The following is a 23,156-nucleotide window of genomic DNA, read 5'->3' as shown; positions in this document are numbered from 1 at the left end:
TGCCCGGAACCGGACTTGAACCTGTTCCGACACCCGCCCTGACCTGCGACAACGCGGTGACCTCTGCGTTTCGACCCGCCCTGACCCGTTCCAACCCGTCCAGGCCCGTCCCGGCGCGCCCCGAGGTTCCCATGGGAACGCCCTCGGGAACGCGCAGGTCGAGGTCACGCTCGCCCCGACGGCTGGATGGCGAAATGTCGACGTCCTACGCCGAACGGCGTGCTTCGGGTGGCAGTTGATCACCGAGGCGTCGGCGGACCTGCTCCCGCACGCGGGGGGGCAGCCCAGCCAGGATGGCGAGTACCGCCTCGGCCTGGGGATCCAGGGGCTCCTCGGAAGACGCCTCCTCAGCCTCCGCCGCCAGCAAGGCAGGAGGACGGCCGGCCCGGACGTCGGACACCGCCATGGGTGCCCAGCCGAGGGCGCGCTCCAGTCGCCTGTAGGTCGAGGGCCGCACCTGGATGCCCTTGCGAATCTTGGCGAGGGTCTCGTCGGAGAAGCCGGCGCGCCCGGCGACGTCGATGTACTGCCATCCCTGCTCGGAGATGTAGCGGTCCACCGTGTCACCGAGTCTGTCGAGCCCCTCGTCATCCCCAGCTGTCATGTCGCGGAGCGTACCGCCCCACTCCAAAGCGCTCCAATGTCGCGTCAGCCAAAGTGGCCGGATCCCGCTTAGGGGAATCGACGCATGGCCGAATCCCCCCGCGGAGCGAATCACTCCAATTTTGAACAGAGAGACCCAACATTGGGGTTGACCGACTCCAAAGTTGGAGTACTTTGGAGTCATGACGCACACGGTCGACGGCCAGAAGGTCCGCCGCCTGAGGCGCCGGCGGGGCCTTACGGTCGTCGCCGTCGCAGAGGCCGCGGGCTGCTCGAAATGGATGATCTACAAGATCGAAAGCGGCAGACACCAGCCCAGCCCCCGGGTGTACGTCGGCATGCGGACGGTGCTGAAAGCGCGCGACCGCGACCTCCAGCCGGCCGGGGGCGCGGCATGACCACCTCCCCGAACCTCGACATCAAGCAGGCCGCCGAGTTCCTCAAGTGCGCGCCTCGCTTCCTCGAGGACAACTTGAAGCGCCTGCCTCACCAGAAGCTCGGCCAGTCCGTCGCGTTCGACCTCGATGACCTCGCCGAGATCAAGGACATGTTCCGCGTCCGTCCCGGCGCCCGGTCCGTCCGGCCCGCTCCGGCCGCGGACGTTTCCTCCCTCTCGCGGATCCGCCCCAAGGGCGCCCGTATCTCCTGACATCAGAAGGCCGGAGCCGCCCACCGGCCCCGGCCTCCCCGGCACCTCAACCACGAATCGAGGCACCGTGAAACACCCTACCCATCGTGCGCCCGACTCCTCCCGGATTGTCCGCGCGGCTGACGGCTCCCTGTGGCGCACCGCCGGCCACACGAGCACCGGTGAGCAGCTGTACGTCCTCGACGGCGTCGACGTCGACACGTGCCCGATGTGGGTCCGTGAGCGCGAGACGCTGCTCATCGACCTGACCGGTGGCCCGCTCACCCCCGTGACCGACAGGGGGGCCGCCGCGTGACGTACCCGGTCATCGCCGCCGTCGCAGCCCTCGCCTGGGTCCTCGGAGTGCTCGCGCTCCGGGCCGCCCTCACCCGCGGCGCCCGCCGCCCGGGCGGTGAGCGCTGATGCTCACCGCCGACCGCTTCGCGGAGATCTGCGCGGGCCGCAGCTCCTACCGCACCACCGAGCAGCTGGACCGCGACATCCAGGACCTGCTCGCCGAGCGTGCCGAGCTGCTCGCCCAGCTCGGCGCGCGGGGGAAGGACACCGCCACCGGCGGCGAGTCCACCCTCGCCCCGCACACCGCCCACACCGCCGAGGTCCGTTTCGGCGTCTGGGGTTCCCTGAGGCTGATCGGGCCCACCGTCCGTGACCTGGAGCCCGACTACTACGGCAACCACTACCGGTCGCTGGGTGGCTGGCTCCCGGACACGCTCTCCGGTGAGCTGCCCCGCGGCACCGAGCACATGGAGTGGGCGCACGTCCCCGGTCTGGTCATGCCCACCGGCATCAACGTCCAGGTGGGCATCGCCCTGACCCGCGACGGCTCCCGGTACATGACGATCGAGTGGCGCCGCGAGCGTCCGGCCTCCCCGCGCGCCACCGGGCGGGGGCGGTCCCTGTGACGAACGTCCGCGCCATCCTTCACCGCAGCTGCTGCGACCACCCCCTCGGCGGTCCCGGAACCGTGCGGCTCGCGGCCTGGGAACTGTTCGTAGCTCCCCCCGGCGTGCCCGCCCCGTGGCCCCACCACCGGTGGCCGTCCTCGCGACGGCACCTCATGCCCACGCTCGACGAGCGCGCCCAGGCGCTCGCCGACCTCGGCTACGCCCTGGCCCCCGCCGCCGAATGGCAGTGGCGCGAGGACATGACGCCCACCCACCACGGGCACCCCTCGGTGCCCACCGTGTCCGCCGGCGCGGACGTCGTCCAAGTGGACACGGAGGGCACCGCCCTGCGATTCCCGGAGACGGCCGTGCCCTGCCCGCTGTGCGCGGCCGCGGGGGGTGAGCCGTGCACGAGCCACAGCGGCACCCGCGTACGGGAACACGACGTGCACCGCGCCCGCCGCGCCGCCTACAAGATGAGGGGGGCGCGCTGATGGCGACGAGCACCGCCACGGTCGACGGGATCGATCACGGCACGCACCGCGGCTACGGCCAGCACCTGCGGCGCGGTATCCCGCCGTGCCAGGGCTGCCGGGACGTGCACTCCGAGCGCGAGCGCGAGCGTAAGGCGCGTCTCCGCGAGGCCAAGGGCGCGTCGGCGACGCAGCGCGCCTGGAACCAGGGCGCTGTCGGTACCCCGGTCGCGGGGCGGGACGTGCCCGTCGGGCGGGACTGCCCGGTCTCCGGCTGCGGTGCGCTCGGTACCGAGCCGCGGCCCGCCGCCCGGATGGTGCGGGTGGAGTGGCCCGGGTCGAGGGAGCCCGCCCGCTGGTACTGCCCGGGCCCGTGCAAGGCGTACGGGGTGGCCCTCGCCGAGGTCCGCACGCTCGGGGGGCTCGGTGCGTGACGTCCTCGCCCTCGGTGTCCTCGTGCTGCTCGGCATCGGGGCCGTGACCGTGACCGTCGCCGCCCTGTGCGGCGCGGTCGCGGCCGCCCGCGCCGCCTGGGCCCTCGTCGGCCCTTCCCGGCGTCGCCCGGCGATGCCCCGGCCGCCGGCTGTCGTCCCCGAACTGCCGACCTTCCGCCCGTACGTGTGGGTGCAGTGCGACACCCCCAAGTGCGGTCACCTCCAGACCCCGCACTACCCCGCCGGCCCGGGCTACGTGGCGTGCAGCAACTGCTCTGCCCGCCGTCCGGCCCCCGCGCCGTGACCCGCGGCCGCCGACCTCGGCCGTGCGACCACGTCGGCCCCCACGGCCTCCTCCGCGCCCGCCTCTACGTCACCGGCTGGTGCTGCGACCGCCACACCCCCGCCGCCGAGGCGGGCCGTCCCGAACCGCAGCCCGGCCCTGGCTGGCCGCCCGGCGCCTACATCCACATCAACTCACCTGCCCCCGACCCGAACCCCACCCTGGAGCACCCGTGAGCACCATCCCCACGCCCGCCGACGTCTTCGCCCGCAGCACCCGGGCTCTCATCGCCCCGGCTCCGCACGACCCGGTCACCGACGAGCCGTTCCGCCGTCTGTGGGAGCGAGGCGTCACCGGCTCCCGGCTGATCCGGAACACCAAGTTGGTCGCCCTCACGCTCGCCGCCGGCGCCGACTGGACGACCGGCGCCCTGGCGGACCCGCGGCTGTCCGTCGGGCAGCTCGCCGAGGCCACCACCCTCACCCACGGCCAGGTCGTCGTCTCCCTCAACGCGATGGAGCAGCGGGGCTGGCTGCGCCGCGACTCCCGCCGCACCCGCTGGGGCGCCGCCGAGGTCCGGCTGACCATCCCCAACGCGCTCATGCCCCGGCTCATCGAGACCCGCCCCGCCTGAGACAGGCCCGGCCGGGGCCCCGCGCCCCGGCCCGCCGAGGTTCGTTCCCGCATCAGTTTCAGAGAGGCACCCCTGTGAACGACGAGCAGCAGCACCGGACCGGCAGCGTGGCGCACGCGTTCGGCAACGCGCTCGCCCGCCAGTGGGCGCCCGCGCTGCCCCGGCCGCTCACGGGCGGGTTCCTCACGGTCCTCTACGCCCTGAGGGTGCTCGCGAGCGCCGACGGCCGCCTGCGGTACGAGCGCGACGGCAAGGCCATCACGCTCACGCAAATCGCCAAGGCCGCCCGCAGCGATCAGAAGGACGTACGCGACTACCTCGAGGCCGCCGTGGCCGCCGGAGTCGTGGCCATCCTCGACGACGGCCACGGCCGGGGAGGGAAGCGGGGCCGCGCGGTCATGTACTCGCTCGTCCTGTGCCCCGCGCCGGACTGGGAGCGTGCCGCCGGCCTCGTGTGGATCGCTCAGCAGAAGAAGAAGGAGCAGCGCGCGGCCGCCGCCGCCCGCAAGGCGGCGAAGGAGGCCGAGGCGGCCCAGGCCTCGGGGGACAGTGCCCCTACCTCCACCGGGGAGACCTCGGGGGACAGTCCCCCGACCTCACAGGGGGCTACCTCGGGGGACAGTGCCCCGAGGTCCGCCGAAGAGGGGTCGGGGGACAGTGCCCCTACCCGGGTCGGGGGACAGTCCCCCGAGGGGGTCGGGGGACAGTGCCCCGACCACCCAGGAAGTACCCATGTAGTAACCCACGAGATGGCTGAGGTTGTACCTCAGCCACAGGACGCGCAGGGGCGCGCGAGCGAGAAGACGATCCCCCGACAGCAGGACATGCACCGCCGCTGTGCGGCTGGCTGCGGCCAGCGGATCATCCGGCTCGACCGCCTCGTGTGCAGCGGCTGCGAGCGCCGAGCGCAGAAGCCTCCGCCCGCCGCCCCTGGGCCCGTCCAGGGGGCGTTCATGATCGCCGTGCCGTCTGGGAGTCTCCCCGGCCCCCGGGGCGCCACACGGCCCCATCAGGCCCCGCCGGACGCGTTCACGCCGCTGCGCCTGTGCGACTGCGGCCGCGAGTACCACGCCAACACCCCCGGCCGCTGCCCCGACTGCCTCGCCGCCGCCGCTGACGAGCGCGCCGCCGGCACCGGCTGACCCCCTACCCAACCCGCCCCAACCGGAGACCCTCATGCCCGCTGCCCCGTCCGGATCGGCCCCGTGCCCGTCCTGCGGTGAGCCCATCCGCTGGGCCGTCACCGCCGCCGGCAACCGCCAGGCCGTCAACGCCCACCCCGACCCCGCTGGCAACCTCGGCGTCTACGCCGACGGCACCGGCCGCCTGCGCGTCCGCGTCCTCACCACCGAGCGCCCGGCCCTGGAGCACGCCGAGTGGCAGGCCATGCCCCACGCCGCCACCTGCCCCCGCCCCCGGCCCCGCCGCACCGCGCCCCGCCGCGACCGCGAGCGCACCGGCACCCGCCCGGCCCCCTGGCGGGGGTGGACCCGCTGATGCGCCGCGCCCACATCGCCCCGGCCGTCGCGGCCGTCGTCGCCGCTCAGGCCCTCACCCGTCTCGGCCACCGCATCACCACCCAAGAGGCCAGCACCCTCGGGGCCGCGACCGTCGAGGCCCTCACGGCCGAGGGCTGGTCCATCACCGCCGGCACCGTCGGCACCACCCGCCTGTCCTCCGTCGCCCCGGAGTTGTGGAAGCACGACCTGCCGCTCCTCGCCGGCCTCGCCCGCGGCCGGACGTACCGAGAGATCGCCGCCGAGACGCACACCCCCGAGGGCACCACCCGCCACCGCGCCGCCCGCCTCATCAGCCGCGTCGGCGCGGCCAACGCTCCCGAACTGGTCGCCATCGCGTACCGGGCCGGATGGATGAACAGCCTGGCGCCTGAGCCGCGCGGCCGCCTCACCCTCGCCGAGGACGAACAGCGCGCCCTCTACTGCCTCGCCGACGGCCTGGACACCGCCGCTGTCGCCGACGCATTCGGCATCACCCACACGGCCGCCGCCCGGCTCCTGAGCCGCCTGTACGCCGCGCTCGACGCCACCCGCCCCAGCACCCCAGACCGCTCGTCCCGCTGCCGCGCCGTCGCCCTCGGCTACCAGCACGGCCTCCTCCCCCTGCCCGCCAACTGACCTCCTGGAGCAGCCCCATGGACATCCCCGACCGCGTCGACGTCGCCTCGATGCGCACCCACCGCCTGGTCCTCGCTGTCGCCCTCGACGGCACCGCGCACCTCGACACCCGTCTCGGGCCGGAGGGCACCGCCCGGCTCCTGCGCTCCACCGCCGACCACCTGACCGACCGCCCCGGCGAGTGCGTGCATGACCTGCTCACCGGCGGCGCGCCCTGCCCGGTTCACCACACCCCGCCGGCCCCCGCCGCCGAGCCGACCGACGGCGGCCTGTCCGCGCACGTCACGGAGTACCGCGTGCCCGTGCCCGAGGCCGGCGGCATGGTCCTCCTGGTCCGCCGTCAGTCCCCCACCAGCGGCGTCGGATGGGCCGTGAGCACCACCGCCTACGGCGGCGGCCGGGCCTGGACGACCGAGGGATGGCAGAACGCCGTCAGCGCCCTGTCCGTCGGCCGGCTCTTCTGCTGGCCCGACGCCCACACCGCCGTCACCGAAGCCCGCCGTGCGCTCGCCGCTCAGACCGTCCAGGGGAGCGACCAGTGACCGACCGCCGCGCCCTCGCGTTCAACTCCCTGTCCCGCGCTCTCAGGGCCGCGGGTCACTGGGTGCCGCTCAGCGCCCGCCGTACCGCCTCCGATGCCGTACTGGACGCCGTGGACGCCGACAGCCGGACCGCGGAGCACTGCGGCCACCAGCCCCCGCCCCGCATCGGCAGCCGACCCACCGAGTGTGTCCTGCGCCCGGGCCACTGCGGCAGCCACGCCAACCACGACGGCATGCGCTGGTGGAGGTGCGAACTCACCCAGGGCCCTGCCGCCCCGCCCCGGCACACCGCCGACTCCATCACCAGCGACGCCCTGGACGCGCTGTACGCCGAGCGGGACCAGGCGCGCGAGGCCGTCGGCAAGGCCGAATGGCAGCGCGACCGGCTCGCCCAGTTCCTGATCTCCGCGTGCCGCGCGGCCGGAGCCGCCACCTACGCCGACCTGCCCGAGACCGTCCGCGCCCTCGCCACGGAGGCCGCCGCCACCCGCCCGGGAGGGACCCCGTCATGACCCGCTGCGCCGCCTGCCACATCCCGCTCCCTGCCGGCACCGATCTGCACGCCTGCGCCCCCTGCCTCGACCGGCTCCGCGGCATGCTCGCTGAGATTCCCCAGCACCTGCCGCTCCTCGCCCTCCTCCTGGCCCCCACCGCCGCGCAGCGCACGCCCGGAGCCTCCGCCCCGACCGGCCGCGCACACTCCCCCCTGCCGCTGCGCCTCGACGTCGTGAACCTGCTCGGCCCCGGCCACGCCGTGCAGCTGCCCGACCCCCACGGCGACCAGGACACCACCGTGCCCATCCGGTCCCTGCTCCACGGCTGGGCCGCCTACGTCGCGAGCCAGTACCCCACCATCCACTACGACGCGCACGGCACCGTCCACATCACCCTCGGCACCACCGCCCGCAGCCGCTTCGGCACCGGCCCGGCCGCCTGGTGCCACTGGCTCACCGCCTACCTCCCGTTCGCCGCCGGCCACGACTGGATCGGCGACCTGTACCAGCAGATCGACCACGCCGTCCGGCTCCTGCGGTCCAAGACCGACCGACAGCCGCGCCGCGTCCCCCGCTCCGCGCCCTGCCCGGCCTGCGACGTGTTCGGCCTCGTCTCCACCGAGGGTGAGCAGCTGATCGCATGCGAGGCGTGCGGACACCGGCTCACCGCCGACCAGTACCGCGCCCACTCCGCCGCCGTCCTGCCCGCCCTCACCCGCCTCGCCGTCCTCCTCCGCGACGACCGCGACACCACCCGGAAGGCGTCATGACCACCGCCGCCCCTACCGCCGTCGATGTCGCGGCCCGTCGCGCCCGTGTCGCGCAGCTGCTCCGCGAGGGCCGCTCCCAGCGGGCCATAGCCACCGCCCTCGGGGTGAGCAAGGACGTCATCTTCCGCGACGTCCAGGCCCTCGCGCGCGGCACCGCGACGACCCCCGACCAGGACGGCCCGCCGCCGGCCGCGCCTCGGGACCACACCGTCGCGGACGATGCCGCGACCGTGCCCGCGCCCCAGAGCGCGACGAGCGCGACGCCCGCCGCGCCGTGTCTCATGGTGCCGCTCGACGACGCGCTCCTGGCCGACCTCGCCGACCTCACCCGCCCCGGCGTCGCGCCCGAGGCCGCGATCCGCCACGCCGTCGCCCTCGTCGCCTCCACCTACCGCCAGGCATGGGACGCCGGCCTCTACCCCCGCGACCGCTGCCCCGTCGTCGGGCGGCACCAGTTCGTCCCCTACCAGCCCACCTGAGCGGCACTCCCACCCCATCCGACTGGACATGATCGCTACTTAGCGCAACACTGGTGCCAACGCCACACGTGCGTCCACACACCACAACGGCCCCCGCCGACACCGCGGGGGCCGTCGCCGTTCCCGGAGGTGACCGTGGCCGCACCGCTCCTCTACACAGCAACCCAGGCCGCCGAGGCCGCTACCGGGTGGCGCCGCCTCCTCTCCGCCGGCGCCGCCGCCGTCACCCCCGCCACCGTCCGCTCCTGGGCCACCCGAGGACACCTCACCCCCGCTGGCCTCGACACCCGCGGCCGCCCCCTCTACGCCCGCGCCGACGTCGCCCGCGCCGAAGCAGCCACCCGCCGCCGCGCCCTTCGTCTCGTCGGCATCCCCGAGTCCTGACCCACCGGAGGCCGCCATGGACCAGCCCCACACCACCCCGTCCCCGTTCACCAAGCTGGCCGCCGGCGCCATCCAGATTCATGAGCTGTACGTCTCGCTCGTGCACGCCGGCTTCACCGAGGCCCAGGCCCTCGACCTCATCAAGCACATCCTCGTCAACGCGAAGAAGTAGACGTGCACGAGGACGAGGCACCGCGCCCCGACGACTACCCGACCCCCGAGGCGTACGAGCACGCCTGGTTCGCCTGGCGCGCCCAGCAGCGGGACGGCCGGCTCAACCCGCAGGAGTCGGCCGCGCAGTTCGAGGTCATCGAGGAGCGCATCCGCGTGACCTGCCGCAGATACCCGCCCACCCCCGACGGTCCCCCGGCAGACCCGTGCCAGGTCGCGCTCCCGCTCCGTATCTGCCCCATGCCCACCGCCATGGCGGCGTGCACCACCGGCCCCGGAAGGTGACCATGCAGACCGACCACACCGCTGCGCCCCTTCTCCACGACCCCCACCCCGAGACCGATGAGCACCACCTGAGCTGGGAGCAGTCCGCCCGGCGCCTGGACGTGACCTGTGACCCCGGATGGGTGCAGTACCGGACGGAGAGAACCATGCGCATTCGGTGCTGCTGCGGACTCGACACGGACTGGACAGACCGGGACGCTGCCCTGCGCCTCTACAAGGAGCACCTCGCGCCACAGCCGACGTGGCAGGGAGGCTGACCATGCCGAGCCGCGCCCCGCGCCGCTGTACCACCCCCGGGTGCCCTGAGATGGCCCCTCCCCCCGCCTCCAAGTGCGCTGCGCACGACAAGCGCCGGCCCCGCCGCTCGGCCTCGTCCAAGGGCTACAACGCCGAGCACGTGCGCCGCTTCCGCGCCGGCGTCCTGGAACGCGACCGGGTGTGCGTGGTCTGCCGTACGGCCGCAGCCACCCAGGCGGACCACTGGCCGCTGTCCAAGAGGGAGTTGCAGGCGCGCGGACTGGACGAGCACGACCCCCGGCGCGGCCGCGGCCTGTGCGCCTCGTGCCACTCGCGCGAGACCGCCCGCCACCAGCCCGGAGGGTGGAACGCTCCGGGCCCGCGCTACTGACCGTGAGCACCCTCCCGGGGGGAGGGGGCCTCGAATCCCTGGCCCGGGGACCCGCGGAACGCGGGGGGGAGCCCATCAGCGTCTCGCCAGGTTTCGGGATCCGCCGTACCGGGCCGCCCGCCGTAACACACCGTGACTGCAACTGTGACCGGAGGTGATCATGGGGAGGCGTGGACCCGCACCCAAGCCGACCGCGCTGCGCGTGCTGCACGGCGACCGCAAGGACCGGATCAACACCGACGAGCCGCACCCCGACGCCAGCGACGTCGAGCCGCCGGAGTGGCTGAGCGAGGCCGCCCTGGAGGTATGGCACACCCTCGCCGGGCAGCTGACCGTCAAGGGCGTGCTCACCGCGTGGGACGTCGAGGCATACGCGAACTGGTGCGACGCCGTCGCCCGCCGGCGCGAGGCCGCCGAGCACGTCGCCGCCGAGGGCGCCGTCGTCGAGCACCCCGTCTACAACAAGAACGGCGACTTGACCGGCCACCGGCTCGGGAAAAACGCCTGGCTCCTCGCGCTGGACGCCGCTGACGCCCAGGTCCAGCGGTACGGCGCCCGGTTCGGGCTGACGCCGAGCGACCGGGCCCAGCTCAAGATCGGCGGCGAGGAGAGGCCCGGAGGCGCCGAGCGGCTGCTGTCCTGACCGTACGGGGGGTGCACCATGGCCGCCGGGACCACCACGCGACGCCCGGCCCGCAGCAAGGCCAGCACCCGACCGCGCGGCCGGGCCAAGCCCATCACCTTCAACCCGCGCGCCTGGTGGCGGCCCAAGTCGCGCAAGGGCCCCGCCTGTGGGTACACCCTCGACGGCAAGACGTGCACCAGCTCGGGCACGCACTACTGCGAGCCGCGCGCGGACCGGGTCGTAGCGTTCTTCGCCGAGCTGCTCGTCCACCCGGCCGGCGCGCTCGCGGGCACCCGGTTCGTCCTGGCGCCGTGGCAGGAACACGAGATCATCCGGCCGCTCTTCGGAGAGGTCACATGGTCCGAGCAGTGGGGCCGGTACGTCCGCCGCTACTCGCGCGCCACCATCGTGATGGCCCGCAAGAACGGCAAGTCCGCGCTGCTGTCGGGCATCGCCCTGTACATGCTGTGCGGCGACGGCGAGGAGTCCGCCGAGGTCTACGGCGCGGCCGCCATCAAGCGGCAGGCCGGCAAGGTCTTCGAGCCCTGCGTGAAGATGCAGCGCCGCTCACCGATCCTGGCCAAGCGGCTCACGCACGTAAAAGCCGCGATGCGCCTGGTCGACGAGCAGACCGGCAGTCACTACGAGGTCATCGCCTCCGACGCCGACAACGAGTTGGGCCACTCGCCGCACTGCTTCATCCTCGACGAGGTCCTCTCCCAGCCGGACGACACGCTGTGGACAGCGATGCGAACCGGCGCGGGCGCCCGTACGCAGCCGCTCATGCTGGCGATCACCACCGAGACCAGCCAGCAATACAGCTTCGGCGCCGACTTCATCGACGAGGCCGACCGGGTCATGGAGGACCCGGCCCGGGCCCCGCACCACTTCGTGTTCGTACGCAAGATGCCGCGCACGCCCGATGAACTGGAGCGGCTGCACCGGCTGTTCCCCGGCCGGGCCGACCTCCCGGTGTCCCTCGACCCGTGGGACGAGGCGAACTGGCTGTGGCCGAACCCCGCCCTAGGGAGCTTCCTTGCGATCCAGTCCCTGCGGGACGAGGCACACGAGGCCAAGGGAGACCGCAAGGGCGAGAACGCGTTCAGGCAGTTCCGCCTCAACCAGCGAGTCTCGGAGGTTAGCCGCTGGATCGCGATGGACCTGTGGGACATGAACGCGCGCGAGATCGCACCGAGCCCAGGATGGATCGCCGGCCGTCTGGAGGGGCAGCGCTGCTGGGGCGGCCTCGACCTGTCCTCCAAGCTGGACCTCACCGCCTGGGCGCTCTTCTTCCCGAGCGGGGAGATCCTGTGGCGGTTCTGGGCGCCCGAGTCGGTCCGGCCCCTGCTTGACGAGCACACCAACGGCGCGTTCGGGGAGTGGGCCGACGAGGGCTGGGTGACGCTCACCGAGGGCGACACCATCGACTACGACACGATCTACGACGACATCGAGGCTGACCACCACCTCTACAAGATCGTCAACGTCACCTACGACAAGTGGTGCGGCGAGCCGGTCCGGCAGGCCATCGTCAAGCGGACCCGGCTCACCATGGTCGAGTCCGACACCACGTTCACCCGCATGACCCCGCCGATGCAGGAGTTCATGCGCGGCCTCAAGGCGCGGGAGTACGCGCACTTCGGGAACCCGGTCGCCCGCTGGATGGCGGACAACCTGGAGTGCAAGTCCCCGCGCGACGACCCCGACCGCATCCGCCCGGTGAAGCCGGACCGTGGCAAGACCGGCAAGCGGATCGACGGCATGCCCGCAGTCCTGTTCGCCATCGACGGCGGCCTGCGCGGCATGCCCGCCGCGTCCATCTACGAGTCCCAGGGCATGGCCCTCTGACCCTCAGGAGGTGACCGTGGCGGACCTGTGGGACGTCCTCGCGCTGCTCGGCATCGTGCTCCTCGGCATCGGCCTCGGCATGCTCGCGCCCTGGCTCGGCGTCGCATCCGCCGGCCTCGCGCTCCTGGCCCTCGGCCTCGGCGGCGCCCTCGCCACCGAACGCCGCGCCCGGGCCACCGAGCAGAAGGGGGGCTGACCGTGGGGTACCTGCGCAGCGCCCTGTCCGGGCTGGCCACCCCGGAGAAGTGGGTGGAGGACTGGATGCGCGGCGGGTCGACCAACTCGGCCGGCATTCGCGTGGACCAGGACACCGCCCTGACCTACTCGCCGTTCTTCGCCGGCGTGCGTGTGCTCAGCGAGGACACCGCCAGTCTGCCGCTGTTCCTGTACGAACGGATGCGGCCCCGCGGGAAGCAGCGCGCCACCGAGCACCCGCTGTACCGCCTCCTGCACGACCAGCCCAACGACATGATGTCCGCCGCCTGGCTCAAGGAGGTGTTGACGAGCCACGCCGTCACCTGGGGGAACGGTGTCGCCCACGTCATCACCCACCCGCGCACGGGGGTGATCGAGGAAATCTGGCCCTTGCGACCCGACCGGCTCACCATCGGCGTGAAGCGCCTCGGGGCGGGCAAGTTCGTGCGGCTGTACCGGTACGACGACGACGTCAACGGCATCCACACCGTCCTCCTCCCGCACGAGGTGCTGCACATCGCCGGCCTCGGGTTCGACGGCGTGTGCGGGTACCCGGTCGTCGAGCTGGCCGCCAACAGCATCGGCCTCGGCCTGGCGACTGAGCACCACGGCGCCAAGGTGTTCTCCAACGGGGCCGCTCCCGGCGGAGCCTTGAGCCACCCCGGGAACCTCTCCCCCGAGGCCCGGCGGCGCATGGCCGACGACTGGGAGAACATCCACCGCGGCATCGACCGCGCACACCGCGTCGCGATCCTGGAGGAGGGCGTCACCTTCCAACAGGTCGGCCTGCCCAACGACAGCGCCCAGTTCCTGGAGACCCGAAAACTGCAAGTCTCGGAGATGGCCCGGTGGCTGCGGCTCCCGCCCCACAAAGTCGGCGACCTCGACCGGGCCACGTTCTCGAACATCGAGCAGCAGCAACTCGACTACGTCGGCAGTGCTTTGAACGTGTGGCTGGTCCGGTGGGAGCAGGCGGTGCTCACGCAACTGCTGCTGCCCTCGGAGCGACAGCGGTACTACGCGGAGTTCCTCGTCGACAGCCTCCTGCGCGGCGACACCCTCACCCGGTACCAGGCGTACGCGGTCGGGCGTCAGTGGGGCTGGCTTTCCGCCAACGATGTGAGGGACAAGGAGAACATGAACCCCGTGGAGGGCGGCGACGACTACCTCGTCCCGCTCAACATGGTGCCCGCCGGCCGGGCCCGGGACCGGGCGCTGCCCGGCCTGGAGCCCGCGGCCGCCGTCCGGGCCGAGCGCCGCGCGCGGCTCCTCGCCGGACGTGCCGCGGTGCGTGAGTCGACCGCCGAGGTGTGGGCCCGGCGCATCGAGGAGTCGGACCAGGAGGTCGCCGACCTTGAGGCCGAGCAGCTCGGCGCCCTCGTCGACGAGCACCTGCGCCCTGCCCGCGGCCGCCGGTCGCTCGCCGCGTTCCTCGCCGCCCTGTCCGTCCTGTACGCCGACGACGGTCCGATCATGGACCGGCTCGCCGGTCTGTGGGTGCCGCTCATGACCGCGTTCGCCGGCGACGTCGCCGAGGCCGCGGCCGAGGAGGTCGCCTACGAGGAACCGGTGGATCTCACCGTGTGGGCCGCCGCGTACGCCCGCTCCCATGCGGCGTATCAGGTCGCCTCGTCGTACGGACAGATCCGGGCCGTCGTCGACAAGACCGAGGGCACGCCGGAGGACATCGCCGAGGCGGTCGTCGAGCGGTTCACGAAGTGGCAGGAGGAGCGGCCCGTGCAGACCGCCCGGTGGGAGACGTCCCAGTTGCCAAACGCCGCGGCGCGCGAGACGTGGAAAGAGGCCGGCGTGCAGAAGGTGCAGTGGGTCGCGCGCGGCTCGGAGACCTGCCCGTACTGCCGACGCCTCGACGGCGCCGTCCGCGAGATCGAGACCCCGTTCGTCGCCAAGGGCGACGAGGTCGAGGGCGCCGACGGCGAGGCACTCACCGCCAAGCGCAACACCTTCCACCCGCCCGTCCACCCCGGCTGTGACTGCCAGGTCGTGCCGGTCGTCGACTGAGAAGAGGAGCACGTGAAGACACAGCGCCACTACGCGCGCGGCTACGTCCAGCGCGCAGACGGCGACGACGAGGCGGGCAAGCCGCTGTCGATCATCGCCGCGACCGAGGGCCGCAAGGGCGACGGCCTCAACCTGACCATGGCCGGCGCCCGCCTGGAACGCTTCGAGTCCAACCCCGTCGTCGGGTACGGACACTCCTACTGGGGCCGTGACGGCCTGCCGATCGGCCGGTCCGACAAGACGTGGATCGACGGCGACCAGCTCCGCATGGACCTGACCTTCGACCAGGACGACGACTTCGCCGTCAAGGTCGAGCGCAAGTACAGGGGCGGCTACCTCAACGCGTTCTCCATCGGGTTCGACGTGTGGAACATCGGCGACGACGGCGTGCCCGAGGGCTGGGAGCTGTTCGAGGTCTCCGCCGTCCCCCTGCCGATGGACCCCAACGCGATCGTCGAGTCAGGCCGCAGTGCCCTCGACCTCGCCCGCGGCCTCGACGTCCGCGGCACGCCCGACGAGGTCGCCCAGGCGGTGCTCTCCCAGCTGGCCGAGCTCGGCGCCGCGGGCGCCCGAGCGGGCGCGGTGCTGTCCAAGAAGAACAAGGGACTCGTCCAGGCGGCGCGGGACGCGCTCCAGGAGCTCCTCGACGCCGCCGGCGCCACCGACGACGTCGAGGACGACGAGCGGGCCGCGCCCACCATCGACCACGCCCGCCTCCTCCGGCTCGCCGGCATCTGACCCCTCGCGCCGCGCAGCCGCGCGGGGCACACCCACCACAGGAAGGACCCCTGATGACCCACATCCGGGAGCTGCGCACCAAGCGCACCCAGCTCGGCGCCGACGCGCGAGCGATCATGCAGGCCGCCGAGGCCGAGGGCCGGAACATGACCCCCGAGGAGGAGGTCAAGTTCGACAAGCTGATGGACGAGCGCGACGGCGTGGACCGCACGATCGAGCGCGCCGAGAAGCTGGCCGAGGACGAGCGCGCCGAGGCCGAGCGCGAGGGCCTGGAGCGCGGCGGCCGGACGACCGGCGACACCGAGGCCATGGGCGCGCTGCGCGCGTACCTCCTCGGCGGCCGGTCCGTGCTCACCGAGCGGCAGGCCCGCGCGCTCGTCTCGGGCAACGACCCCGAGGGCGGATACCTCAACGCCCCGCAGCAGTTCGTCAAGGACCTGCTCAAGGGCCTGGACGACGCGGTCGCTCTGCGCCGCTTCGCCACCGTCCAGCAGCTCACCCAGGCCGAGTCCCTCGGCGTGCCGACTCTCGACGTCGACCTCGACGACGCCGAGTGGACGAGCGAACTGTCCACCGGCAGCGCCGACGACTCCATGAAGTTCGGTAAGCGTGAGCTGCGCCCGAACCCTGCGGCCAAGCGGGTCAAGGTCTCCCGGAAGCTGATGCGCACCAGCGTGATCAGCCCCGAGGTGCTGGTACGCCAGCGCATGGAGTACAAGTTCGGCATCACCGCCGAGAAGGCGTACATGGTCGGTGACGGGAACAAGAAGCCCCTCGGGCTCTTCACCGCGAGCGCGGACGGCATCCCGGTCTCCCGGGACGTCGACGTGTCCACCTCCGGCACCGGGTTCGTCAACACGGCCAACGGCAACGCCGCCGACGACCTGATCACCGCCAAGTACTCGCTCAAGAGCCAGTACCACCGCAACGCGCGCTGGATCTTCCACCGGCTCATGATCGCGTCGGTGCGCAAGCTCAAGGACGGCGACGGCAACTACATCTGGCGCGCCGGCCTGACCGACGGCGAGCCGGACAAGATCCTCGACTTCCCGTTCCTCATGTCCGAGTTCGCCCCGAGCACCTTCGGCGACGGCGACTACGTCGGTCTGCTCGGCGACCTCTCCTACTACTGGATCGCCGAGGCCCTCGCCTTCGAGGTGCAGCGCCTCAACGAGCTGTACGCCGAGCAGAACCTGGTCGGGTTCATCGGCCGTATGGAGGGCGACGGCATGCCCGTCCTGGGCGAGGCGTTCGTCCGCCTCCAGTCCAACGACATCGTCCCGTAAGAGGAGGAGCCTCACATGCGTAGCGACATCAAGAACAACATCGACGTCGTCACGACCCTCACGCCGGCGGCGCGGACCGACACCGCGACCGGCACCGGCGTGGACCTGGCGAACTACGACGCGGCCGTCATCGTGGTCAGCACGGGCACGGTCGCAAACGGCGCGTTCTCCATCGAGGTGCAGGAGTCCGACGCGCTCGCCTCCGGCTACACCGCCGTGGCGAACGCCGACCTCGACGGCGCCGAGCCGGCCACGCTCACCGCGTCCACCGTGACGACGATCGGCTACCACGGCATCAAGCGGTACATCCGCGTCGTCGCCACCGACGCCGGCACCGGTGACGCCTCGTTCGGCGTCAGCGTCATCCGCGGCCACGGCCGCGTCCGCCCCTGACCCCACCCCGCACGGCCGCCCGGGCCCCGCCACACCGGCGGGGCCCGGCCGCGTCCCGGACCAGGAGGAACCCCATGCGCGTCGAGATGCTGCGCCTCATGGCCAACCCCAAGTACGGCACCGTGCCCGCGGGCGCGATCGTCGACATGGACCCGGCCGACGCCGAACGACGCATCGCCGCCGGCGACTGCAAGGCCGTCGACGTGCCGAAGAAGAAGCGGCCCCCCACCCCGCCCTCGGCCCCCGTGACACCGCCCGCCAGCGGCGACGGCGGCCCGGAGGTGGCGGTCGAGGACATGACCGTCGACCAGCTCAAGGCGTACGCCGCCGCCGAGGGCATCGACCTCGGCACCGCCACCCGCAAGGACGAGATCCGGGCCGCCGTCGTCGCCGCCCTGGAGCAGCGCCGCGACGAGGACGGGGACTGACCCATGCCGTACGCCACCCCCGAACAGCTCCGGCTGTGGCTGCGGCTCCCGGAGCCGTTCACCCCGGACGAGGCCGCAGCCGCCGAGCTGCTCCTGGACCTGGCCCAGGGCGTCATCGACGACGAGACCGGCCAGTCCCTGGAGTCCGCCACCGACACTGTCGTCCTCGACGGCCCGACCCGCAGCGACCCCCACCGGACCGCCACCCGGTCCCACCGCCTGGTCCTGCCCCGTTGGCCGGTCACCGCGGTGGAGTCCGTGACCGTCCACGGCGAGGACGGCCAGGACCAACTCCTCGTGTACGGGCCGGCCGCCGACTACACCTGGTCCGCCGACGGCATCCTCACCCGCATCGGTGACACCTGGCCCGCGCACGACCGGGCCGTCACCGCCGTCGTCACCGCCGGGTTCACCACCCTGCCCGCGGGCCCCACCCGGATCAGCCTCCGCCTGGCGGCCGCCGGCTGGTCCAACCCCGAGGGCCTGTCGGCGGAAACCCTTGGCGACCACTCCCGCTCGTTCTCGGCCGAGGCCCTTGGCATGGAGCTGACGACCGCCGACCGGCGCGCGCTCGGCGCGTACCGGGCCCGGACATGATCGGCCGCCACCTGAACCGGACCCTGGAGGTGTGGCGGGCCACGCTCGCCCCGGACGGCGCCGGCGGGCAGCGCCGGACCATGGTCCGCCAGCCCGAGACCGTCCGCGGCAAGGTCGACCAGCCGTCGGCAACGGACAGGCTGCTCGCGCAGCAGGCCGGCGCCGAGCACACCCACGACGTGTACCTCCTGCCCACGGCCGACGTCGAGCGCGGTGACGAACTGCGCGGCGGCGGGCAGCGGCTCACCGTCCGGTCCGTCGTCGAGCCGTCCAGCACCCGCTACCGCAAGGCCGAGTGCACCCTCACCCAGACCAACCCCGGAGGCTGACACATGGCCGCGCTGAACCCCACCCTCGTGCCCGTCGACGGCGGCCTGCCCGACCTCTCCGCCGTGGCCGTCGCGGCAACGGCCCTCGGCGACACGGCCCCCTGCGGGCCCGGCCGCCTCCTCGCCGTCATCAACGGCGGCGGCGCCGGGCGCACCGTCACCGTCGCCACGCCCGGCACCGTCGACGGCCTCGCCATCGAGGACCTGGCCGTCACCGTCGCCGCCGGCAAGACCGCGCTCATCCCCCTGCCCCGGAGGCCGTTCGCCGGCACCGGCGGCCGGGCCGCAATCACCTACGACGCCGTCACCTCCGTGACCGTCGCCGTTCTCGAACTCGGAGGCCGGTAGTGCCCGACCAGCAACCGCAGCAGCGGCCCGACCCCGTCGGATCCCGCGACGCCCGCCAGCGCGCCGAGCAGCTGCTCAGCCCCCGGACAGGCGAGAGGGTCCAGTGGGTCTTCACCCAGGGGCCGGACGACGGCTCGGCGCAGCAGGCGACCGCGTGGGCGCTGCTCGCGTGCGCGGCCGAGCTGCGGGAGATCCGCCGGCACCTCGAACGCAGGAAGTGACGTGCCGCGCCGCGGCGGCCGCGGCCGCAACCCGGTCCGCGTCCGCATCACTGGTATCGACCGACTCCGCGAGCGCCTCGCCTCCCTGGACGAGGCAGTCGTCCAGGGCCTCACGGACGGCGTCAAGGCGTCGGCCGAGGCCGTCCGTGACGAGACCGCCCGCACCGTCCGTCGCGACTCCGGCAACCTGTCGGAGACCGTCGCCATCCGCTACGAGGAGGGGGGCCTCGTAGCTCAGGTCGGCTGGTTCACCGACCCCGAGTTCTACGCCCACTTCGCCGAGAACGGCACCCGGGCCTTTCCCGCGCAGCCGTCGCTCCGTCCAGCCCTGGAGGCCGAGCGCGGCCGCTACCGGGCCCGCCTCACCGAGGCCGTCCGCAGGGCCCTGCGGTGAGCGCCCCGCTCGCCATGCTGGCCGTGCAGGGCGCGGTGTACGCCGTCCTGTCCGCGGATGCCACGCTCACCGGTGACCTCGGCGTCGGCGTGTACGACGCCGTGCCCGAGGAGGCGTCGTTCCCGTACGTGGTCCTCGGCGAGGCCACCGAGGTACCGGCCAACAGCCAGGACCGGCACGGGCGGGACGTCGTGATCACGCTGCACGTGTGGACCAGGGCCCTCGGCCACACGGAGGGCCTGGAGATCGGGCAGCGTATCCAGGCCCTCCTCGACCACCAGCCGCTCAGCATCCCCGGCCTCGACCACGTGGCCACGCTGTTCGAGTTCGGGCAGACGCTCGTCGACCCCGAGCCGCCGGGCGACATCCGCCACCTGGTGCTGCGCTACAGGGTCCGCACCGAGCAGCCCCCCGCCTGACCCACCCCACCCCTCACCCCGTGCCGCATCCGGCCCGGGGCCCTACGCATGCCCGGAGGTATCCATGGCCGGAGAGAACGCATTCGGCGTCAAGTTCGAAAGGGGCGACGGCGCGGGCCCCGAGGTCTTCACCGCCCTCGCGGCAGTCAACAACGTCGGCGGGCCCTCGATCACCCGCTCCACCATCGACGTCACCGCCCACGACTCGCCGGACGGGTGGATGGAGTTCGTCGGCGGTCTCGTCGACGGCGGCGAGGTCACCATCGACGTCAACTACATGCCGGCCAGCCATGACGCGCTGATCGCCGACTTTGCCGACAAGAACCCGCGGAACTACCGGCTGGTCTTCCCCGACGACGACCAGACGACATGGGGTTTCCCGGCGATCATGACCGGCTTCCAGCCGACGGCCCCCACCGACGACAAGCTCTCCGCCTCGCTGACCTTCAAGGTCGCGGGCAAGCCCACCTTCTCCTGAACGGAACCACCACCATGGCACTGCTCAACCGCGACCAGATCGCCCAGGCCGACGACACCGTCTACGAGGACGTCCCCGTTCCCGAGTGGGGCGGCGAGGTCCGCATCGCCGGCATGTCCGGCACCCAGCGCAACAGCTACCAGACGTCCCTCATCCACTTCGCCCCCAACGGCAAGCCCGCGGGCGTCAACATGGACGACCGGGACGCCCGCCTCCTGGCCCGCTGCCTCGTCGACGAGGACGGCGAGCCGCTGTTCACCCTCAAGGACGTGGCCACCCTCGGAGCGAAGAACGGCGCCGTCCTGGAGCGCCTGGCCGTCGTCGCCCGGCGCCTGTCCGGCCTCGGGGACCGCGCCGTGGAGGAGGCAGAGGGAAACTCCGGGCCCGCCCTGAGCGGGTCTTCCACTTCCGACTAGCGCTCGCCCTCGGCATGCCGGTGCGCGAGATGCTCGCCCGCACCAGCTCGGCGGAACTCACCGAGTGGATGGCGTACGAGCGGATCGCCGGCCCGCTCGGCGCTGAGCGGCTGGACGCGCTCACCGCCCTCCAGACCGCGGTGATCGCGAACGGGACCCGGGGCAAGGGCCAGCGCCCGTTCACCCCGTCCGACTTCATGCCGCAGTGGGCCGGCAAGCCGAAGCAGACGTGGCAGCAGATGCTCGCCGCGGTCAAGACCATGCACGCCCGCCTCGGCGGCACCGACGAGAGGAGGGGGAAGCATGCCGACCGTCCTTGACCAGCTGCTCGTCGAGATCGGCCTGAGCGCCGAGGACCTGTCCGGCGGCGTCCAGGAGGCGTCACGCGACATCGACCTGGCCCTCGCGGGTGTGGGGGACTCCGCCGACACCATGGGCCGCGAGGTCGTCCAGGCCGCCGACCGCGCGGCCGACGCGCTCGCGGAGGTGGGGGCCTCGGCCGACGAGGCCGCCCAGGCCGCCGACCAAGCCGCCACCGACGTCGGTGGCAGCTTCCAGGGCATCGCCGCCGCCGGTGCCGGGGCGGCTGTCGGCGGGGCGTTCGCCGCCGGTCTCGCCAACGCGATGGACAGCAAGGCCGCCACGACCAAGCTGGCCAACCAGCTCGGCCTCACCGCCGAGGAGTCCGAACGGGCGGGCAAGGTGGCCGGCGACGTCTACAGCGCCGGTTTCAGCGACTCCATGGGCGGCGTGAGCGAGGCCCTCGGCGCGGTCACCCAGGCCATGGGCGGCCTGGGAAAGGTGTCGGACGAGCAGCTTTCCGAGCTGACCAAATCCGCCATCATGCTCGGCGACACCTTCGCCATGGATGTCGGCGAATCGGCGACAGCCGCCGGGCGACTCATCGACCTCGGTCTCGCCAAGGACGGAAAGCACGCATTCGACATTCTCACGCGCGCCGCCCAGACACTGCCGACGTCGATGATCGCGGACATTCCCGCGACCGTCACCGAATACGGCAAGCATTTCCAGAGGCTCGGAATTTCCGGTGAGACGGCATTCGGAATGCTCGGGCAATACGCCGCCGCCGGTGGACGCGATATCGACCAGGCCGCGGACGTCATCCACGAATTCGCGAGAATCACCTCCGAGGAAACCGACCGCGCGGCAGAGGGATTCAAAGCGCTCGGGCTCGATTCCTCGGCGATGCTCAAATCCATCGGGGAGGGCGGACCGGCCGCCGAGCAGGCGCTGAGCGCCACCCTCACCGCACTGCGCGGGGTCAAGGATCCCGCGAAACAGGCCGCCCTCGGCGTCCAGCTGTTCGGCGACATGGCGGGCGAGGGGGCTGATGCCCTCTGGGCCATGGACCCCGCGACGGCGGCCGCAGCCACCGGCATGGACGAGGCGGCCGGTGCCGCCGAGCGTGCGACGGGGGCGATGGAGGAGTCGCAGACCATGGAGGCGGTGTGGCGCGAGCTGTCCACCACCCTCGGCGAGGTCCTGCTCCCGGTCCTGTCCGCCCTGTCCGAGTGGGCCTCTGACAATCCCGCGCTGGTCCGGGGCATCATCGCCGGGCTTCTCGCGCTCGCCGTCGTCGTCGGCATCATGACCGTCGCACAGTGGGCCTGGAACACGGCACTCTTCGCATGGCCGGGCACGTGGATCATCGCCGGCATCCTCGCCGTCATCGCCGTCGTCGCCCTCGTGATCGTCTACTGGGACGACATCAAGAAGTTCACCATCGAGACCTGGGACGCGGTCGTCGAGGCCCTCGGCGCCGCCTGGGACTGGATCAAGGACACCTCTGAGAAGACCTGGGCGGCGGTGACCGAGGGGCTCACAGCCGCCTGGGACTGGGTCGAGCGCGTTACCGCCGAAACATGGGCGGCGATCACCAAGGGCCTGTCGGACGCCTGGGAATGGACCAGGCGCACAGCTTCCGAAATCTGGGCCGCCACCGCCAAGGTTTTCTCGGATGGCTGGCAGTGGATGGTGCGAAACGTGTTCAACCCCATCGGACACTTTTTCACCAATACCATTCCAGGCTGGGTTTCCACCGGCGTCGAAGGAGCGAAGTCCCTGTGGGACGGACTCGTCGGGTGGTTCGCCAGCATTCCCGGACGGCTGGCGAGCATCGGCAACAGCCTGTGGGGCTTCATCACCGCCGGACTCAAGGGCGCACTCAACGGCGCAATCTACCTCGTGAACCGATCAATTGAATTCATCAACGGCCTCCTGATCGGCAATGCGAACAGAATTCCCGGCGTCAATATCGGATACATTCCTTTCATTCCCTATCTCGCCGAGGGTGGCGTGACGACCGGCCCGACGCTGGCGATGATCGGCGAGGGCGACGAGCAGGAGGCCGTCCTCCCGCTCAGCGTCCTCGACGGGATGCTCCAGGCCACCGCCGGCCCCGTCGTTCAAGTCGCCGCCAACCGCGGCCCGCAGGAGGTGCGCGTCGTCCTCGACGTCACCGGCGGGTCAGACGCGTTCGTCGCGTTCTTCAAGGAGACCGTCCAGACCCGGGCCGCAGGGTCCGTGATCCGCCTCGGAGAGGGGTGAACC

The 23,156-nt window shown here is 72.6% G+C and carries 40 protein-coding genes; 39 read left to right on the top strand and 1 reads right to left on the bottom strand.

Annotated elements, in window-relative coordinates:
- Positions 1-205 precede the first annotated feature (205 nt).
- Entirely contained in the window at positions 206-604 is a 399-nt protein-coding gene (locus tag ACF1BN_RS15995; RefSeq protein WP_392332223.1) for a helix-turn-helix domain-containing protein, read from the bottom strand.
- 181 nt (positions 605-785) lie between these two features.
- Between ACF1BN_RS15995 and ACF1BN_RS15990 the strand changes: the two genes are divergently transcribed.
- The 39 genes from ACF1BN_RS15990 (at position 786) to ACF1BN_RS15800 (ending at position 23,153) form a co-directional block, all read left to right on the top strand.
- Positions 786-1,001 carry a helix-turn-helix domain-containing protein gene (locus ACF1BN_RS15990; RefSeq protein ID WP_392332222.1) on the top strand — a complete coding sequence of 72 codons (216 nt, stop codon included), beginning with the start codon at positions 786-788 and terminating at the stop codon, positions 999-1,001.
- The gene (locus ACF1BN_RS15985; protein WP_392332221.1) at positions 998-1,252 is read left to right on the top strand and encodes a hypothetical protein; all 255 of its coding nucleotides are present in this window, start codon (positions 998-1,000) and stop codon (positions 1,250-1,252) included. The genes ACF1BN_RS15990 and ACF1BN_RS15985 overlap by 4 nt, the downstream gene beginning before the upstream one ends.
- 67 nt (positions 1,253-1,319) lie before the next feature.
- Positions 1,320-1,547 (top strand): hypothetical protein, encoded by a 228-nt coding sequence (locus tag ACF1BN_RS15980; RefSeq protein WP_392332220.1) that lies wholly within the window; start codon positions 1,320-1,322, stop codon positions 1,545-1,547.
- Positions 1,548-1,653: 106 nt separating this feature from the next.
- Positions 1,654-2,154: a hypothetical protein gene (locus ACF1BN_RS15975; RefSeq protein WP_392332219.1), complete on the top strand. Its 501-nt coding sequence runs from the start codon at positions 1,654-1,656 to the stop codon at positions 2,152-2,154.
- The gene (locus ACF1BN_RS15970; protein WP_392332218.1) at positions 2,097-2,630 is read left to right on the top strand and encodes a DUF6303 family protein; all 534 of its coding nucleotides are present in this window, start codon (positions 2,097-2,099) and stop codon (positions 2,628-2,630) included. Before ACF1BN_RS15975 ends, ACF1BN_RS15970 begins: the two co-directional genes overlap by 58 nt.
- Positions 2,630-3,043: a hypothetical protein gene (locus ACF1BN_RS15965; RefSeq protein WP_392332217.1), complete on the top strand. Its 414-nt coding sequence runs from the start codon at positions 2,630-2,632 to the stop codon at positions 3,041-3,043. Before ACF1BN_RS15970 ends, ACF1BN_RS15965 begins: the two co-directional genes overlap by 1 nt.
- Positions 3,036-3,347, top strand: a complete 312-nt coding sequence (locus ACF1BN_RS15960; protein ID WP_392332216.1) for a hypothetical protein — start codon at positions 3,036-3,038, stop codon at positions 3,345-3,347. Before ACF1BN_RS15965 ends, ACF1BN_RS15960 begins: the two co-directional genes overlap by 8 nt.
- Complete coding sequence (locus tag ACF1BN_RS15955) at positions 3,344-3,562, top strand: hypothetical protein (protein WP_392332215.1); 219 nt, start codon at positions 3,344-3,346, stop codon at positions 3,560-3,562. The genes ACF1BN_RS15960 and ACF1BN_RS15955 overlap by 4 nt, the downstream gene beginning before the upstream one ends.
- Positions 3,559-3,960, top strand: coding sequence for a hypothetical protein (locus ACF1BN_RS15950; protein ID WP_392332214.1), 402 nt, complete (start codon positions 3,559-3,561; stop codon positions 3,958-3,960). Before ACF1BN_RS15955 ends, ACF1BN_RS15950 begins: the two co-directional genes overlap by 4 nt.
- 74 nt (positions 3,961-4,034) lie before the next feature.
- Positions 4,035-5,102 carry a hypothetical protein gene (locus tag ACF1BN_RS15945; RefSeq protein WP_392332213.1) on the top strand — a complete coding sequence of 356 codons (1,068 nt, stop codon included), beginning with the start codon at positions 4,035-4,037 and terminating at the stop codon, positions 5,100-5,102.
- Positions 5,103-5,136: 34 nt separating this feature from the next.
- The gene (locus tag ACF1BN_RS15940) at positions 5,137-5,457 is read left to right on the top strand and encodes a hypothetical protein (RefSeq protein WP_392332212.1); all 321 of its coding nucleotides are present in this window, start codon (positions 5,137-5,139) and stop codon (positions 5,455-5,457) included.
- The gene (locus ACF1BN_RS15935; RefSeq protein ID WP_392332211.1) at positions 5,457-6,095 is read left to right on the top strand and encodes a hypothetical protein; all 639 of its coding nucleotides are present in this window, start codon (positions 5,457-5,459) and stop codon (positions 6,093-6,095) included. Before ACF1BN_RS15940 ends, ACF1BN_RS15935 begins: the two co-directional genes overlap by 1 nt.
- Before the next feature lie 17 nt (positions 6,096-6,112).
- Complete coding sequence (locus tag ACF1BN_RS15930; RefSeq protein WP_392332210.1) at positions 6,113-6,637, top strand: hypothetical protein; 525 nt, start codon at positions 6,113-6,115, stop codon at positions 6,635-6,637.
- The gene (locus tag ACF1BN_RS15925) at positions 6,634-7,149 is read left to right on the top strand and encodes a hypothetical protein (protein ID WP_392332209.1); all 516 of its coding nucleotides are present in this window, start codon (positions 6,634-6,636) and stop codon (positions 7,147-7,149) included. Before ACF1BN_RS15930 ends, ACF1BN_RS15925 begins: the two co-directional genes overlap by 4 nt.
- A complete protein-coding gene (locus tag ACF1BN_RS15920; protein WP_392332208.1) occupies positions 7,146-7,901 on the top strand; it encodes a hypothetical protein in 756 nt (251 codons plus the stop codon). The genes ACF1BN_RS15925 and ACF1BN_RS15920 overlap by 4 nt, the downstream gene beginning before the upstream one ends.
- Positions 7,898-8,380, top strand: a complete 483-nt coding sequence (locus ACF1BN_RS15915; RefSeq protein WP_392332207.1) for a helix-turn-helix domain-containing protein — start codon at positions 7,898-7,900, stop codon at positions 8,378-8,380. Before ACF1BN_RS15920 ends, ACF1BN_RS15915 begins: the two co-directional genes overlap by 4 nt.
- 135 nt (positions 8,381-8,515) lie before the next feature.
- A complete protein-coding gene (locus tag ACF1BN_RS15910) occupies positions 8,516-8,764 on the top strand; it encodes a MerR family transcriptional regulator (protein ID WP_392332206.1) in 249 nt (82 codons plus the stop codon).
- A gap of 16 nt (positions 8,765-8,780) precedes the next feature.
- The gene (locus ACF1BN_RS15905) at positions 8,781-8,936 is read left to right on the top strand and encodes a hypothetical protein (RefSeq protein WP_392332205.1); all 156 of its coding nucleotides are present in this window, start codon (positions 8,781-8,783) and stop codon (positions 8,934-8,936) included.
- Between the two features lie 2 nt (positions 8,937-8,938).
- Positions 8,939-9,220 (top strand): hypothetical protein, encoded by a 282-nt coding sequence (locus ACF1BN_RS15900; RefSeq protein WP_392332204.1) that lies wholly within the window; start codon positions 8,939-8,941, stop codon positions 9,218-9,220.
- Between the two features lie 2 nt (positions 9,221-9,222).
- A complete protein-coding gene (locus tag ACF1BN_RS15895) occupies positions 9,223-9,477 on the top strand; it encodes a hypothetical protein (protein WP_392332203.1) in 255 nt (84 codons plus the stop codon).
- A gap of 50 nt (positions 9,478-9,527) precedes the next feature.
- Positions 9,528-9,848 carry a holin gene (locus ACF1BN_RS15890; protein ID WP_392332202.1) on the top strand — a complete coding sequence of 107 codons (321 nt, stop codon included), beginning with the start codon at positions 9,528-9,530 and terminating at the stop codon, positions 9,846-9,848.
- A gap of 160 nt (positions 9,849-10,008) precedes the next feature.
- A complete protein-coding gene (locus ACF1BN_RS15885; RefSeq protein WP_392332201.1) occupies positions 10,009-10,491 on the top strand; it encodes a phage terminase small subunit P27 family in 483 nt (160 codons plus the stop codon).
- An 18-nt stretch (positions 10,492-10,509) separates the two neighbouring features.
- On the top strand, positions 10,510-12,321 hold the full coding sequence (locus tag ACF1BN_RS15880) for a terminase large subunit (RefSeq protein ID WP_392332200.1): 1,812 nt from the start codon (positions 10,510-10,512) through the stop codon (positions 12,319-12,321).
- A gap of 10 nt (positions 12,322-12,331) precedes the next feature.
- Complete coding sequence (locus ACF1BN_RS15875; RefSeq protein WP_392332199.1) at positions 12,332-12,517, top strand: hypothetical protein; 186 nt, start codon at positions 12,332-12,334, stop codon at positions 12,515-12,517.
- Positions 12,518-12,519: 2 nt separating this feature from the next.
- Positions 12,520-14,538, top strand: a complete 2,019-nt coding sequence (locus ACF1BN_RS15870) for a phage portal protein (protein WP_392332198.1) — start codon at positions 12,520-12,522, stop codon at positions 14,536-14,538.
- Positions 14,539-14,550: 12 nt separating this feature from the next.
- On the top strand, positions 14,551-15,276 hold the full coding sequence (locus ACF1BN_RS15865; protein WP_392332197.1) for a hypothetical protein: 726 nt from the start codon (positions 14,551-14,553) through the stop codon (positions 15,274-15,276).
- A 53-nt stretch (positions 15,277-15,329) separates the two neighbouring features.
- Positions 15,330-16,562 carry a phage major capsid protein gene (locus ACF1BN_RS15860; protein ID WP_392332196.1) on the top strand — a complete coding sequence of 411 codons (1,233 nt, stop codon included), beginning with the start codon at positions 15,330-15,332 and terminating at the stop codon, positions 16,560-16,562.
- Between the two features lie 15 nt (positions 16,563-16,577).
- A complete protein-coding gene (locus ACF1BN_RS15855; protein WP_392332195.1) occupies positions 16,578-16,955 on the top strand; it encodes a hypothetical protein in 378 nt (125 codons plus the stop codon).
- A 74-nt stretch (positions 16,956-17,029) separates the two neighbouring features.
- Positions 17,030-17,383, top strand: a complete 354-nt coding sequence (locus ACF1BN_RS15850; protein WP_392332194.1) for a hypothetical protein — start codon at positions 17,030-17,032, stop codon at positions 17,381-17,383.
- A gap of 3 nt (positions 17,384-17,386) precedes the next feature.
- Complete coding sequence (locus tag ACF1BN_RS15845; protein WP_392332193.1) at positions 17,387-17,980, top strand: hypothetical protein; 594 nt, start codon at positions 17,387-17,389, stop codon at positions 17,978-17,980.
- Positions 17,977-18,309, top strand: coding sequence for a phage head closure protein (locus ACF1BN_RS15840; RefSeq protein ID WP_392332192.1), 333 nt, complete (start codon positions 17,977-17,979; stop codon positions 18,307-18,309). Before ACF1BN_RS15845 ends, ACF1BN_RS15840 begins: the two co-directional genes overlap by 4 nt.
- 3 nt (positions 18,310-18,312) lie before the next feature.
- A complete protein-coding gene (locus ACF1BN_RS15835) occupies positions 18,313-18,657 on the top strand; it encodes a hypothetical protein (RefSeq protein ID WP_392332191.1) in 345 nt (114 codons plus the stop codon).
- Positions 18,657-18,878 carry a hypothetical protein gene (locus tag ACF1BN_RS15830; RefSeq protein ID WP_392332190.1) on the top strand — a complete coding sequence of 74 codons (222 nt, stop codon included), beginning with the start codon at positions 18,657-18,659 and terminating at the stop codon, positions 18,876-18,878. The genes ACF1BN_RS15835 and ACF1BN_RS15830 overlap by 1 nt, the downstream gene beginning before the upstream one ends.
- A 1-nt stretch (position 18,879) precedes the next feature.
- Positions 18,880-19,272, top strand: coding sequence for an HK97-gp10 family putative phage morphogenesis protein (locus ACF1BN_RS15825; protein ID WP_392332189.1), 393 nt, complete (start codon positions 18,880-18,882; stop codon positions 19,270-19,272).
- Positions 19,269-19,691, top strand: coding sequence for a DUF3168 domain-containing protein (locus tag ACF1BN_RS15820; protein ID WP_392332188.1), 423 nt, complete (start codon positions 19,269-19,271; stop codon positions 19,689-19,691). The genes ACF1BN_RS15825 and ACF1BN_RS15820 overlap by 4 nt, the downstream gene beginning before the upstream one ends.
- Before the next feature lie 64 nt (positions 19,692-19,755).
- Complete coding sequence (locus tag ACF1BN_RS15815) at positions 19,756-20,169, top strand: phage tail tube protein (protein WP_392332187.1); 414 nt, start codon at positions 19,756-19,758, stop codon at positions 20,167-20,169.
- A gap of 14 nt (positions 20,170-20,183) precedes the next feature.
- Entirely contained in the window at positions 20,184-20,585 is a 402-nt protein-coding gene (locus ACF1BN_RS15810) for a hypothetical protein (protein ID WP_392332186.1), read from the top strand.
- Between the two features lie 14 nt (positions 20,586-20,599).
- The gene (locus ACF1BN_RS15805) at positions 20,600-20,905 is read left to right on the top strand and encodes a hypothetical protein (protein ID WP_392332185.1); all 306 of its coding nucleotides are present in this window, start codon (positions 20,600-20,602) and stop codon (positions 20,903-20,905) included.
- The gene (locus ACF1BN_RS15800) at positions 20,889-23,153 is read left to right on the top strand and encodes a phage tail tape measure protein (RefSeq protein ID WP_392332184.1); all 2,265 of its coding nucleotides are present in this window, start codon (positions 20,889-20,891) and stop codon (positions 23,151-23,153) included. Before ACF1BN_RS15805 ends, ACF1BN_RS15800 begins: the two co-directional genes overlap by 17 nt.
- The last annotated feature ends 3 nt before the right edge of the window (positions 23,154-23,156 follow it).

Source organism: Streptomyces sp. NPDC014861 (assembly GCF_043081625.1).
GTDB lineage: Bacteria > Actinomycetota > Actinomycetes > Streptomycetales > Streptomycetaceae > Streptomyces.
Note: the sequence above shows the minus strand (reverse complement) of the source record. Positions and strands in the feature narration are given on the sequence as shown.